At 67.9% G+C, this 13,790-nt stretch carries 12 protein-coding genes; 3 read left to right on the plus strand and 9 right to left on the minus strand.

The genetic code is table 11. The annotated features are described in order from the left end of the window. The 7 genes from M1D55_RS05285 to M1D55_RS05315 all read right to left on the minus strand — a co-directional run bounded on the left by M1D55_RS05285 (position 1) and on the right by M1D55_RS05315 (position 7,698). Positions 1–1,035 (minus strand): polysaccharide biosynthesis protein, encoded by a 1,035-nt coding sequence (locus M1D55_RS05285; RefSeq protein WP_064576567.1) that lies wholly within the window; start codon positions 1,033–1,035, stop codon positions 1–3. Further along, on the minus strand, positions 1,022–2,236 hold the full coding sequence (locus tag M1D55_RS05290) for a glycosyltransferase (protein ID WP_064576568.1): 1,215 nt from the start codon (positions 2,234–2,236) through the stop codon (positions 1,022–1,024). Before M1D55_RS05290 ends, M1D55_RS05285 begins: the two co-directional genes overlap by 14 nt. Further along, the gene (locus M1D55_RS05295) at positions 2,233–3,180 is read right to left on the minus strand and encodes an NAD-dependent epimerase/dehydratase family protein (RefSeq protein ID WP_064576569.1); all 948 of its coding nucleotides are present in this window, start codon (positions 3,178–3,180) and stop codon (positions 2,233–2,235) included. The genes M1D55_RS05290 and M1D55_RS05295 overlap by 4 nt, the downstream gene beginning before the upstream one ends. Next, positions 3,173–4,846, minus strand: a complete 1,674-nt coding sequence (locus M1D55_RS05300) for a hypothetical protein (RefSeq protein WP_156526559.1) — start codon at positions 4,844–4,846, stop codon at positions 3,173–3,175. Before M1D55_RS05300 ends, M1D55_RS05295 begins: the two co-directional genes overlap by 8 nt. An 11-nt stretch (positions 4,847–4,857) precedes the next feature. Then, positions 4,858–5,787 carry a glycosyltransferase gene (locus tag M1D55_RS05305; protein WP_064576571.1) on the minus strand — a complete coding sequence of 310 codons (930 nt, stop codon included), beginning with the start codon at positions 5,785–5,787 and terminating at the stop codon, positions 4,858–4,860. Continuing rightward, the gene (locus M1D55_RS05310; protein ID WP_231906506.1) at positions 5,784–7,022 is read right to left on the minus strand and encodes a lipopolysaccharide biosynthesis protein; all 1,239 of its coding nucleotides are present in this window, start codon (positions 7,020–7,022) and stop codon (positions 5,784–5,786) included. The genes M1D55_RS05305 and M1D55_RS05310 overlap by 4 nt, the downstream gene beginning before the upstream one ends. 262 nt (positions 7,023–7,284) lie before the next feature. After that, positions 7,285–7,698 carry a GFA family protein gene (locus M1D55_RS05315; RefSeq protein WP_082928593.1) on the minus strand — a complete coding sequence of 138 codons (414 nt, stop codon included), beginning with the start codon at positions 7,696–7,698 and terminating at the stop codon, positions 7,285–7,287. Between the two features lie 253 nt (positions 7,699–7,951). Here M1D55_RS05315 and M1D55_RS05320 point away from each other — a divergent pair, with 253 nt between their 5' ends. The 3 genes from M1D55_RS05320 to M1D55_RS05330 all read left to right on the plus strand — a co-directional run bounded on the left by M1D55_RS05320 (position 7,952) and on the right by M1D55_RS05330 (position 10,985). After that, positions 7,952–8,293: a winged helix-turn-helix transcriptional regulator gene (locus tag M1D55_RS05320; protein ID WP_064576573.1), complete on the plus strand. Its 342-nt coding sequence runs from the start codon at positions 7,952–7,954 to the stop codon at positions 8,291–8,293. 45 nt (positions 8,294–8,338) lie between these two features. Continuing rightward, on the plus strand, positions 8,339–9,250 hold the full coding sequence (locus M1D55_RS05325; protein WP_231906508.1) for an alpha/beta hydrolase: 912 nt from the start codon (positions 8,339–8,341) through the stop codon (positions 9,248–9,250). 169 nt (positions 9,251–9,419) lie between these two features. Next, the gene (locus M1D55_RS05330) at positions 9,420–10,985 is read left to right on the plus strand and encodes a serine hydrolase (RefSeq protein WP_456280303.1); all 1,566 of its coding nucleotides are present in this window, start codon (positions 9,420–9,422) and stop codon (positions 10,983–10,985) included. Positions 10,986–11,109: 124 nt separating this feature from the next. On the opposite strand, the gene M1D55_RS05335 is transcribed toward M1D55_RS05330, so the two are convergent. Then, positions 11,110–13,317, minus strand: coding sequence for a phosphocholine-specific phospholipase C (locus M1D55_RS05335; protein ID WP_064576576.1), 2,208 nt, complete (start codon positions 13,315–13,317; stop codon positions 11,110–11,112). A 33-nt stretch (positions 13,318–13,350) separates the two neighbouring features. Continuing rightward, positions 13,351–13,557, minus strand: coding sequence for a hypothetical protein (locus M1D55_RS05340; protein ID WP_064576577.1), 207 nt, complete (start codon positions 13,555–13,557; stop codon positions 13,351–13,353). Positions 13,558–13,790: the final 233 nt, after the last annotated feature.

The raw sequence follows: 13,790 nt of genomic DNA on the forward strand, positions 1-13,790 counted from the left end.
TCAGTACTCCACCTGGCTGTACTGGCCCTCGAGCGCCGCGCGGACGAAGGGCAGGCGCCGCAGCAGCGCCTTGGTCTGCTGCAGGTCCAGCTGCTCGGTGTTGTCCGAGCTGTAGTCGGCCGACGCCGAGATCGCGGTCTCGCCCTGCTCGAAAAACTTGGCGTAGTTCAGGTCGCGATTGTCCGGCGGCACACGGTAGTAGCTGCCCAGGTCCTCGGCCAGCGCCATCTCCTCGCGGCTGAGCAGCGCCTCGCTGCGCTTCTCGCCGTGGCGCGTGCCGATGATCCGCACCGGGTGGTCCGGCACATCGAACAGTTCGCACAGGGCCTTGGCCAGCGTCGCGATTGTCGTCGCCGGCGACTTCTGCACGTAGATGTCGCCATTGCGGCCATGCTTGAACGCGAACATCACCAGTTCGACCGCGTCCTCCAGGCTCATCATGAAGCGTGTCATGCGCGGATCGGTCAGCGTCAACGGCCGGCGCTCCAGGATCTGCTCGACGAACAGCGGAATCACCGAGCCGCGCGATGCCATCACGTTGCCGTAGCGCGTGATGCAGACGCTGGTGCGCTGCTCGTCGAGCTGGCGCGCCTTGGCCTGCGCCACCTTTTCCATCAGCGCCTTGCTCATGCCCATCGCGCTGACCGGATAGACCGCCTTGTCGGTGCTCAGGCAGATCACGCGCCGAACCCCGCAAGACTGCGCGGCGCCGAGCACCTGTTCCGTGCCGACGATATTGGTCTTGACCGCCTCCATCGGATGGAACTCGCACGAGGGCACCTGCTTGAGCGCCGCGGCATGGAACACATAGTCGACGCCCTGGAATGCCGCCAGCAGGCTCTGCTGGTCGCGCACATCGCCCAGATGGAATTTCAGCTTCGGGCTGGCGTAGCGCAGCCGCATGTCGTTCTGCTTCTTCTCGTCGCGGCTGAAGATGCGGATTTCGCGCAGATCGCTGTCGAGAAACCGCTCCAGCACGGCATTCCCGAAGGAGCCGGTGCCGCCGGTGATGAGCAGGCATTTATCGCTGAACATGGGGATCGGGATGGTCGGTGGTGGAAGGAGCCGCGTTGGCGGAAGGGGCCGCGTTGGCGGGTGTGCCGGCGTCGATCAGCTGCCGATGCAGCGCCCACGCCTGTCGGGCCAGATGCGCCCAGGTATAACGCTCGAGCACAAGCCGCTGCAGCGCCGCGCCCATCGCCTGCCGCTGCGCCGGGGGGAGATCCAGCATCCGCTCGAGCCCGGCGGCCAGTCCCTCGGCCGTAGCCGGCACGATGTGCCCGCCGCCGGCCGGCTCCAGCGCATCGAAGCCGCACTGGTCGGTGATCAGCGCCGGCGTGCCCAGCAGGCCGGCTTCGAGCACGACCAGCGACATCGCTTCCTGGCGCGACGGCACCACAAGCAGGTCGGCGGCGGCGAGCAGGTCCAGCTTGTGCTGGCCCTCGACATTGCCGATCAGCTGCACGCGCCCCTGCAGGCCGAGCCGTTCGATCTGCGCCAGTAGCGCGGCACGCTCGCCAGCGTCGCGGCCCGCCAGCAGCAGCCGCGCATCGGGATGGGCCGTTGCGACCCGGCTCCATGCCTCGATCAGCAGATCCGGACCCTTGATCAGCGCCAGCCGGCCGAGAAACAGCACCAGCGGTGCCGTGCCGATGCCATGGCGGTCGCGCGCGCGCTGCGGCCGCAGATCGTCGCACGGCTCGGCATCGACGCCGTTGGGCAGCACGACGATGCGCGAATCGGGCACGCCGTAGGCATGGAAGTGGGCGCGCTCCTGCTCGGTGACCGCCACGCAGCAACTGGCGCCCAGCACCAGCCGTTTGCCGACGATGGCGTTGTACAGCGTCTTGATCGCCTTCGAGCGCCCGAAGATCGGCAACGATCCGGCCGGACAGTAGACGTACGGCCGGCCGTGCCGCAGGGCCATCCATCCGCTCAGCGCGCCCAGCCAGCTCCAGTGCCCGTGGATATGGACGACGTCGGCCTGCCGCACGCGGCGCGCGATGCTGCCCGGCCAGACCCACGGCACGATGAAGCGCCGGCTCGGCGTCGGCACCAGCGTGCAGTCGATGCCGGCGAGCTCGCGCAGCCGCTGCGGGCCGAGTCCGAGGCGCGTCGCCAGCAGCGACACCTGGGCACCGGCCTGCTTCATCGCACGGCCGAGCCGAAAGGTCCGTTCGGCGGTCCCGCCGCCCATCGACGGGTCGATCGCATCGCAGACAAACAGCACCTTCATCGTGCCCGCTCCGCGCCGCGGTCGGCGGCAAAGCCCCTGGCAAAGGCGGCCAGGGCTGCGTCCAGCGAATGGCGGTCGGCCAATCCATATGCCACCAGCCTGGCGTCGGAAAACCGCTGGCGCGGATCGCACAGCGAGCGGCCCAGCATGCGCAAGGCGAAGCGCAGCAGCCACGTCGGCGCGGCCGGCGTGTTACCCGCAAGCGGCTTGCCGAGCAGCTGTCCGAGACGGGCGTCGATGGCCTGGTAGCGATTGAGCGGATCGTCATCCGCGCTGACCACAAACGTCGCGCCGGCGAGCGGCCGCGGATCCTTTGCCAGCATCCGCAGCGCCGCGAGGACGCGCTCGACCGGGACGAGATGCATCTGCCTGTGGCCATGAATGACGCGCAGCGCGTGCCGTTTCCACGCCGGACCGTGCGCGATCAGCGACGCAAGCTTGCGCAGATTGGCCGAACCTTCGCCGACGATCGCGGTCGGCCGGATGATTCCCAGATCCACCGCCGGGCCGAGATGCTCGGCTAGCAGCCGCTCGGCCAGCCCCTTGCGATGCTCGTATTCGGTGCGCGGCCGGCATGGGGTGTCCTCGTCGATCCGCAAGGCATTGCAGCGCCCGACGACGACGGCGGTGCTGACATGCAGCACGCGGGAGACTCCTGCCTGTCGCGCCGCTTCGGCAAGGTGGCGGATCGCGTCCGCGTGGGCGCCCTCGTCCGGCGCGTCGGCCGGATTGACCAGATTGATCAGCACGGCGGCACCATCGACAAAGCCGCGCAGGCTCGCCGCATCCTGCAGGTCGCCGCGAAATTGCGTGTGGCCGTCGTGCGGACCGCCCCGGCTCAATGTGCGCAGCACCGTGCCGGACTCGCCCTGCAGCGCGCGCACCAGATGGCGGCCGAGAAAGCCGCTGGCGCCCGTCACGCACACCACCCGCGGCTCATGCATGTTGCGCCACCGTCCGCGGCTCGCCGCGGCCGATATGGCCGAGCAGCCAGAAGCCGATCAGCGACAGCCCGGTCAGCACGGCGAATACCAGGGCCAGATACGGAAAACTCATCTGGCACACCGCATTGGCCAGCAGCAGGCCGACCCATGCAGTCAGCAGACGGCTGCCGGTCGCACGCAGCGCCAGGCCGTCGAGCCAGCAGATCAGCGCGCAGACCGCGAACATGCCGAGGCAGACCACCAGCAGCGAGCCGCTGTAGTACAGCACCGTCGCGAAGCCCGGCAGCGTCAGATAGGTGAAGTCCGGCTGATAGGCGTAGACCGAATGCGCGAGGCGCTGGAAAACCGCATGGACGCCGCGCGCCGGGTCTTCGGTCAGACCCTCGCGCAACAGCGGCAGGCCGAGCCGGTCGCTGGACGCCACGGCCATCATGCCTTCCATGCCGATCCAGCGGTCGATCGTCAGCAGCATGACCTGGCGCAGCATATTGCTCGGCGTCATCTGCAGCCGCTGTTGCGCAACCGGGGCGACGGCGATGGCGGGCGCCGAGTCGTCCGTTGAAGCGGCGCTTGCCGATGCAGGCAGTACGTACTGCGTAGCCGCTGCCGGAGCCGGCGATGCATTGACCGCCGGCGCGGAGATCGCGTTGGCCGGCGCGTTGGCCGGCGCGTTGGAAGTCGCGTCGGGTGCCGCGCCGGCGTCGATGGCCGGCTGCGCGGGCGGCGTCGCGGCGGCAGGCGCGTTCGGATCGGCCACCTTGTACAACGTCAGCCGGATCGCCGAGACCGCCACCAGGCTCGCGGCGAACGCGGCGGCCATCACCGGCAGCCATTTCCACCCGCCGTTGCGCCACCAGCGCGAGGGCGCGATCCGGCCGTGAGCGAGGCTGGCCATCGCCAACGCGCCGAATACGAACAGTGCGCTGGCCCGGCTGGACATCGATGCCGACATCACGACCCCAAGCACGCTCAGTGCGATCACGAGCGGCCACAAGCGATTGGGGCGACGCTGCTGTTCCCAGTCGGCCAGCAGCATCACCAGCGCGGCGATGCCGCAATACGCGGTCCAGGCAAAGATCGCATTGAGCTTGAACGGCAGCACGATGCGCGCGTTGACGCCTGTCACGAAGAACGCGTAGTGATAGTTGGCCAGGTAGAACAGCCCCACCGCCACCGTCAGGCCGGCCCAGGTCCACCCCGGCGCGCGCCGGTACCAGGCCGGCACGGCCAGGCTCGGCATGGACAGCGGCAGCACCGCCAGCCCGGCCCGGTGGCGCAGCCAGCCGAGCTGCACCGCACGGAACAGCGCGACGCCGACCGCCGCCGCCGTCGCCGCCGCCAGCGCGCGGTCCCACTGTTCGGGGCGCTGGGCGAAGTCGCCAATCGGCTCGATATAGGGATAGCGGAACCACTGGTGCGCGACGAACTTCGCCCAGAAGCCGAGGAACAGGAAGATCGCCAGGAAGCTGTAGGCGTCGACGCGCGGCCGACGCGGCAGCAGCGCGAGCATCGCCGCGAACGCCAGGTGAAACGCGGTCAGTACCCATGGACTGCCGGGGTGACCGACATAGGTACCCGCGGCGACCGCGAGCCAGAGGAGAACCAGCGCGCGCCCACCCCACCGAAGCGCCGGGCGCGATTGTCCGGTCCGATCCGTTGCCGTCATGCCCGCCGCCTTCATGCCCTCACCTGCTGTCCTCGGCGCGCACGCCAATAATGTAGTGCCCTGCCAAGCAAGCCGTTCGCCAGCAGCCGCCACGTCCGCGCGCGCAGCAGCACGCCGGGGTGCGCCGCCAGCGCCCGCATTCCGCAGCCCAGCGCCTGACCGAAGCGCCAGGCGCGCAGATGGCCGCGGCTCATCAGGATCGCGGCGTTGGCCTGCGCCTGCCGCCGCGCCGCCCGATACGCCGGCGGAACATCGTCGCGGGCAAAAAAGCCGGCAATCACCCTGCCATGCTCGCCAACGCGAGCGGCATCGGCGAGCGCAAATGTCTGCGATTGTTCGTGGACACGGAAGCTGGCCAGCCGCTGGGCAACATGGAGGCCCTCGCCGCACAGCCCGATCCGCAGCAGAAACTCGTAGTCGGGAATTTGCCGCAGCGATGGGTCCCAGCCGCCGACACGCGCAAAGGCCTCCCGGCGGAACAGCATGCCGGGGCCGGGCGGACAGACCCCTTCGAGCAGCACCGCGGCATAGTCGAAGTCCGGCGCGCTGACCTCGCGGAATCGCCGCGAATCGGCGTCGATCAGCCAATAGTCCGGATAGGCCAGCACCGCCTGCGGCCGCGATTCGAGCGCCTGCACCACCTGTGCGACGGCGTCGGGCTCGAGCGTGTCGTCCGCGCTGAGGTAGCCGAGCACGGTGCCCGAGGCCAGCGCCCAGCCACGATTGAGCGTGGCGGCCTGGCCCTGGTTCGGCTGCGTGAACACACGGCAGCGGCCGGCATGGCGCTGGATCCGCGCCCACGAATCGTCGGTGGAGCCGTCATCGATGACGATGATTTCGAGGTCCGGATAGCGCTGCGCCAGCAGCGAGTCCAGCGTCTCGGCGATATAGCGTCCGGCGTTGTACACCGGCACGACCAGGCTCACGCGCGGCGGCGTCATCGCAATTGCCTCAGCGTCGCGAGCGGTTGCAGCAACCCACGCCAGCTGGCATGCGTCCACAGGCCGCGCGTCTGCCGCACCCGCAGCCACATCGCCAGGCTCTGCAGCGCGAGGCCGATGGCCGAGGCCCAGGCCACGCCCAGCGCGCCGTGGCTGCGAACCGCGGCAAGGCCCAGCCCGATCGTCAATGCACCGGCGGCGATCGTGATCCACATCATGTCCCGCTGCCGTCCCGTCATCATCAGCGTATAAGCGGCCGAGCCGCAGAGGACATTGACGAGCTGGCCCAGCGACAGCACCAGCATCAGCGGCGCCGCGGCCCGATAGGCATCGCCGAACAGCAGGCTCAGCAGTGGCTCCCCGCAGCCCGCGAAGACCAGCACCGCCAGCGCGGCGGGCAGCGCGGCCAGCGAGGCGACATCACGCAACAGGCGCTGCAACTCGGCATGGCGCGCCAGCGCATGGCGAGCCGAAATCACCGGCATCAGCGCGGCATTGAGCACCGTCAGCGGCAAGGTCAGCAGCACGGTCATCCGAACGGCGGTGCCATACAGCGCGACGCCGGCGCTGTCGCCGGCGCCCTGCAGGATCCAGATATCGGCCTGCAGCAGGACCAGCAGGGTCAACTGTGTCACCCACAGCGGAGCGCTGGTCTGCCACAACCGCCGGGCATCGCGTTCGATGGACGTTCCCAAGGGCTCGCGGGCGCGCCACAGGCAGACCGCGGCAACGGTTGCGCCGGCGAGCGTGGCCGCGGCGATGGCGACCACGACCGTGTCAAGCGAAGCCGGCACCAACCAGCGGAATGCGGTCAGCAGCAATACCGACAGCACGGCGCTTGCCGCGCCGGAGAACAGCGAGGCGAGAAACAGGTTCCGCAGGCCGCGAAAGATCTCTGCCAGCAAGGTCTGCAAGGCGCTCGCGGCGATCCACAGCCATAGCGCGATCCACGGCAGGCGGCCGTCGTAGGCCAGCCAATCGACCAGCAGCACCCGTATCGGCGGCACGGCCATGACGATGGCGGTCAGGACCGCCGCCGCCGCGACGAACCGGATCGACAGATCGATCACGCCCAGCGTGCGTGCCGGACGCCGCTGCGCCTGGGCTTCCGCAATCAGCCTGACGACGCTGAAATTCAGTCCACCGCCCAGCACGACCGCGGCGACCGAAACCACGCTGAGCAACAGGAAATAGCGCCCGGCATCGGGCTGGGATAATTGCCGGGTAATCAGCATCGCCACAATCAGGCCGGAGAATGCGGCCAGGGCGCGAAACCCGAACGACCAGATACTGCCCAGGACAATGCCGCTGGCGGCGGAATCGTCCGATGAGCAGGATTGGGGCTGGGGCGCGGGCATGGCTTCGCATCATACCGAAAACCCTTTGCCGGACTAATAACCCGAACGCGGCAAATTCGAAAGGAAGCGAAGAAAAATTGCCCGAATCAGGGAAAACCCGCGGTGATGCCGCGCAGTTCATTTGCGGATCGCCGTGTTTTTATGCCGGGCGGGGTTCGATAATGTCTTGCAGACAAAGCCACCAATGCTTGCGCTCCGCCCAATGCAGCAATTGCGGCGGCGGGAAATCCCGATCCTCCAGGCATCCCGCCGATACCGAAATGGCGTCCTTCAATGCCTCCGCCCGCATCAGCACCACCGATCCGCACGTGGTGCAGAATTCCTGTTCCAGCCATTGTCCCGATGTCCCGGTACGGCGCCACGTCCGGGTTTCGCCTTTTCGGCTGACAATCGCCGATTCGGCATAGATGGCCCGGTAGGAAAAGGCCGAGCCGGTACAGCGCTGGCACTCCAGGCAACTGCATGCGTAGACGCGGCGCGGTTCGCCGGCGAGCACCAGTTCGACGCCACGGCACGAACATGCCGCGGTTCGCTTGCGATCTTCAGCCCGCATTGCCGCACTCCGCAATGTCATGCCGAAACCAATGGCACGGGTTCACTAAAATGGCAACGACGGCTGCGCCCATCGGGCCAGCACCGCGCGGCTGCGAATTCGATGTCATGCAACAGTTCTCCGGCGGTCGCAGATCGAGATTGCGGCCGCCTGATGAGTTGTGAAAGGGAGAATCGATGATATCGATTCGCCTTTGCCCGTGGAAGAACCACCTTGAGGTAAGTACCCCGATTCCGGGGATGGAGTTTTTGCAATGAGGAACAAGGAACCGGACAGCTGCGGCTTTGCCTCTGCGCTGCAGGCAATTGGCGGCAAATGGAAAACATCGGTGCTTTGGGAATTGCATCTGCGCCCGCATCGATTCGCGGAATTGCGCCGGCTGTTGCCCGGCGTCAGCGAAAAAGTCCTGGCGCAGCAATTGCGGCAGATGGAGGCGGACGGACTGATCCATCGCCATGATTACGATGAAGTGCCGCCGCGCGTCGAATATTCGATCACGCCGCTGGGCCTGAGCCTCAATGATGCGGTGACGGCAATGTCCGCCTGGGGCAAACGGCATGAGGCATGGAAAGCCGGGCAGCAAGCGGCCGCTTGAGGCAGCGGGGGCCTGAGCGGAATGGAGCGAAATCAAGCGATGTCCATGGTGCAGAAGACCGCAACGCGCTTCGAGGCCGATGGCGTCGATTGCATCGGCTATGTCTATCGCCCCGCGCAGCGCGAGCCGTTGCCCGCCTGCATCGTGATGGCGCACGGCTTTGGCGGAACGCAACAGGGCTCGCTGGCCAGCACCGCCGAAGACTTTGCCGGCGCCGGCTTTGTCGTGCTGACCTTCGACTACCGCTATTTCGGCGAGAGCGCCGGCACGCCGCGTCAATTGATCTCGATCGCCGCGCAGAAGGCGGACTGGCATGCGGCGATCCGGCATGCGCGCACGCTGGCGGGCGTCGATCCCGGACGAATCGCGTTGTGGGGCAGCTCGCTGAGCGGCGGCCATGTGGTCGAGGTAGCAGCCGAAGATTCGCGGATCGCCGCGGTGGTCGCGCAGGTGCCGTTCAACGGCTTTCCGCGCAAGGTCGAAGGCAGGACCTCGGCCGAGACCCGGCAATTGCTGCGGGCCATGCTGAAGGACTGGTGGCATGGCCGAACCGGCCGGCCGCCGCACTATGTCCCGGCGGTCGCGCCGCGGGGCCAGCTTGCGGTGATGGCCTTCGACGAGGCGGACGCGGTGATCCGCTCGATGCGCAACGACAGCTGGCGCAACGAGATCACGCCGCGCGTGCTGCTCGACATGATGCTGTGGTACCGCCCGTGGCGCCGCGCGCACCGCGTCAACGCGCCGTTGCTGGTCTGTCTGGCCGAGCGCGATGCGCAAACGCCCTCGCACCTCGGCCGCCGGATCGCGGATCGGGCACCGCTCGGCGAATTGCGGCGCTATCCCTGCGCGCATTTCGATTTCTACAAGGAGGCGGTCCGCCGCCTCGTTGTCGCGGATCAGATCGCCTTCTTGCGTACCCATCTTGCCTGGCCAGAAAGGCAAGCAGCATTCGCCTGAACGCGGCGCCACACTGCGCTCGCGGCATCCCGTCCGGCACATCCGGCCTTGTCGCGCCGTCGGCCCCGTTCCCGTCCTCGACATTCGCCGCCGCAGCTTCTACTGTCCAGCAAGACAGGAGCGCTGCGCGCGCATCGGCCTGCCCGAATAACACGAAGGGGAACCCGCCATGACGACCTTGCATTCGCGCCGCTCGTTTCTCGTCGCCACGTTGGGGTCCGCCCTCGCCGCCTGCGGTGGCGACGACGACGATCCCCCGCCACCCTCGGGTCAGCCGTCGCCGGTGCCGGAGGCCCGGATCACCGAGGCCATCGCCAGCCTCGACAAGCTGGTGACCGACCAGATGTCGCGCACCGGCGTGCCCGGTGTGGTCACCGCGGTGGTGCGCCGCGATCAAGCCGGCAGTCGAATCGTTTATGCCAGAGGATTCGGCAAGCGGGCCGTCGACGAGACCGCGCCCGTTGACGCCGATACCGTGTTCCAGCTCGCCTCGATGTCGAAATCGATCGGCGCCATGGTCGTCGCGCATCAGGTCGGAATCGGACGCGTACGGTGGGACACGCCGGTGCAATCGCAGTTGCCGTGGTTTGCCTTGTCCGATGCCGAAGTGAATCCGGTGTTGACCGTGGCGGACCTGTACTCGCATCGCTCGGGTCTGCCCGACCATGCCGGGGACCGCCTCGAGGACATGGGGTACGACCGCCGCCAGGTGCTGGAGCGGCTGCGGTTCCTGCCGCTGCATCCGTTTCGCGCGTCGTACCAGTACACCAATTTCGGGCTGACCGCCGCCGCCGAAGCGGTCGCAACCGCAGCGGCGACGGACTGGGCCACGCTATCGGAGCAGACCCTCTATCGACCGCTCGGCATGACGCGAACCAGCTCTCGCCACGCCGATTATGTGGCCCGCGACAATCGGGCGGTCGGCCACGTACGGGAGAACGGCGTGTGGGTACGGGGCCCGGTGCGCGATGCCGATGCGCAATCGCCGGCCGGCGGCGTCAGCGCCTCGGTCAACGATGTCGCGCGCTGGCTGATCATGATGCTCGGCGAGGGCATGTTCGAAGGCAGGCGCATCGTCGACGCTGGTGCGCTGAGGGAAGCGATCGCCCCGCATAATCAGTCGACGCCGCCGGCAGGCGGACGTCCGGCCGGCTTCTACGGCTATGGCTTCAATGTCGGCACCAATCCCGCTGGCCGCCCGATGTACAACCACTCGGGCGCGTTCGCGCTCGGCGCCGCCACGGCCTTTCTCGCGGTGCCATCGCTCGGCCTGGCGATCGTCACGCTGACCAACGGCTATCCGATCGGCGTGCCCGAGACGATCAACAACCAGTTCTTCGATCTGGTCGATCACGGCGCGATCCAGCAGGACTGGGCCACGATCATCGAGGAGGCGCTGGCACCGGTGCTGGCGCCGGAGGGCGCGCTGGTCGGCGCCACGCCGCCGGCCTCGCCGCTGCCGCCGCGCGCGCTGTCCGTCTATGCCGGCGACTACGCCAACGACTACTACGGGCCCATCACGGTGCGCGAGTCCGCGGGCGGGCTGGTGCTGACGATCGGTCCCGCCCCGCTGGTGCTGCCGTTGTCGCATTGGGATGGCGACGTCTACACGTTCCAGCTGCGCAACGAGAACGCGACGCCCGGCACGATCTCGCGCGTGTGGTTCGGCAGCGATCGGCTGACGCTCGAGTACTACGACCACGAAGGGTTGGGCACCTTCATGCGAACTGGCTGAGCGGGCGCGGCGCGCCGGCCAACCTCCGTCGTCCCCGCGAACGCGGGGACCCAGCGGCTTTCAAAGACACTGGGTTCCCGCCTGCGCGGGAACGACGGGGTTGTCCTCCGCGACTGCGGCCGACTCAGGCGCTTTGCCCCATCGCCGGATCGCTGACCAGGTCCTTGCCGGTCTCCATCCGTCCGGCAAAGCGGCGGCGGAATGCCGGACTCGCGTCGCAGGTCACGACGAAGTCGTACCAGCAGCCCGAGTCGCCGATCGCCCATTCGAACTCGACGACCTTGCCGGGAGCGACCATCTTCGTCCACGGACCATCGTTGCGATAGGCCAGCGCCTCGGCGGTGAAGCGGATCGGCCGGCGGCCGTTGTTATGCAGCTTGACCTGCACGGTCGGCCGCTCGCACGGGTTGTAGCAGACCTGGATCTCCGGCATCGCCTCGCCCTGCTCCGCCGCATCGCCGACGAAGCTGCGGTGATAGCCGTTCGGGCCGAGCACCCACAGATCGTACTTGCCGCCGTCGCCGCTCAGGTCCCAGACGTCGTCCAGCATCTTGCCGGCCTCGACGACGATGCGTCGCGGAATGCGGTCCAGATGCAGGCGATCGTAGACGTGAAACACCGCGCCGGCGCTGCGCGCGCTGGCATTGGCGAACAGCAGCTGCAGCCGGTTGTTGCGGGCATCGACACGCGCACTGGTGTGCAACTCATAAGGAAGCGCACGGGACGGGCGCGTGCCGGCGTCCTGCACCGGCAATGCCGGCGTGGCGGGCACCGGGATCTTCGGCATCGCCTGTTGCGCGGCCGTCAGGCTGGTGGCCTCCGCTCGTGTGGTACGACCCGCCAGTTCAGGCAGCGGGTTCGCGTTCGGCGTCGCGAAATTGAACGCGCTGGTCAGATCGCCGCATACCGCGCGGCGATACGGGCTGATCTGCGGCTCCATCACGCCGAAGCGCGCCTCGAGGAAGCGGATCACCGAGGTATGGTCGAACACCTCCGAATTGACCCAGCCGCCGCGGCTCCACGGCGAGACGATCCACATCGGCACGCGCGGACCCGGGCCATAGGGCCGGCCGTCGCGGGCCGGCTGCTTGGGCGTCGCCGGCTGGTAATCGTGGTATTCGAATGCCATCTGCGCATCGGACAGCGTCGATTTGCCGGCGACGGTCCCGTCCGGATTGCGCGACGGCGCGGTCGGCGGCGGCAGGTGGTCGAAGAAGCCGTCGTTCTCGTCGTAGTTGATGATCAGCGCGGTCTTGCTCCAGACCTCGGGGTCCGACGTCAGCGCATCGAGAATCGCCTGTACGTACCAGCCGCCCTTCGCCGGGCTCGACGGTCCCGGGTGCTCGCTGAACTCGGCCGGCGGGATGATCCACGAGACCTCGGGCAGGCGGCCGTTCTGCACGTCGTCGCGCAGCGACTGCAGGAAGCCGCCGTCGGCCATGGTGTTGCAGAAGCCCTTGGCGAACGGGCTGTAGCGGTCGTCGATGGCGGGGTCGTACGGCGGATTGAAGCCCGGCGCGTTGGTGTTCGATACCTGCCGTCCGGCCGGCATCTTCTCCATCTCGGCGCGCCAATGACGGAAGCTCATCATCTGGTTGCAGCCGAAGTTGTCCGGAATGTTCTGGTAGACCTTCCAGCTGACGCCGGCCGCCTGCAGCCGGTCCGCATAGGTTTCCCAGGTCCAGCCTTCGGTCGACGGTCCCACGTCGGCGCCGCCGTTGAACTCGTTGACGGTCACCGCGACGTTGTCGCCGGTCGGACCATTCGAGCCGGTCCAGTAGAACAGGCGGTTGGCGATGGTGCCGGTATGGATGCCGCAATGGTAGGCATCGCACAGCGTGAAGGCATCGGCCAGCGCGCGCTGGAACGTCACCTCCTCGTCATCGTAGTAGCCCATCGACAGCGGCTGCTTGGCGACCGGCCAGCGGTCCATGCGGCCGTGGTCCCAAGCCGCCTGCGAGTCGGCCCAGTTGTGCGGCGTGCCGCCGGCGCGCTGCGCGTTGCCGGCCGTCTCGTCGAGGTGATACGGCGTGATGATGTTGCCGTTCGCATCGGTCTGGTACAGCGCGGTGCGGCCGTTGCGCAGCGGAATCGGGAAGCGGTCGCCGTAGCCGCGCACGCCCTTGAACGTGCCGAAATAGCTGTCGAACGAACGGTTCTCGAGCATCACCATCACGACGTGCTTGACGTCCTTGATGGTGCCTGTCGCGTTGTGGGCTTCGATCGCCAGCGCGCGGCGGATGGCGGGCGGGAAGCTCGCCAGCACGGCGGCAGCGGCGCCGGTGCCCAGCGAAGCCTTCAGGAATTGTCGCTTCGACGGATTGAATGTCATGGCGGATTCTTGTTCGTTGGGAACGTCGCGCAGTCAGGGCGCGCAGCGGCTCGAGCAGTTGCCGGGCTTGCCGGGGAGCTTGCCGCTCGGATTGGTGGTGTCGGGAGCGGCCGAGGGCGACAGGGTCGCACCATCGTCGCCGCCGCCGCAGCCGGCCAGCAGCAGCGCGGTGACGAGGGCACCGGCCGCGAGCCGCAGCGTGGGACGGCGCGGCGATGGCGGCGCAAGTTCAGGGAGCATAGGTCGGGTCTCCAGGAGGTGGGGGACGGGGACGGCATCGTTTGCGTCGTGCCTTCTGCCTGGCGTCGGGACGGCAAGCACCGGATCGATGCACGGCGCCAGCGGGCAGGACGGCTTCATTGTTGATAGATCAAATGTCAGTTCCTTGACACAAAGTCCCGACTACGAATCCTCGTGATCCCGTGCTCGGCGATGACGCCGAACAAAAAAAAAGCGCGCGGAAAACTCCGTGC

It is taken from the genome of Cupriavidus sp. JZ107 (genome assembly GCF_053903255.1).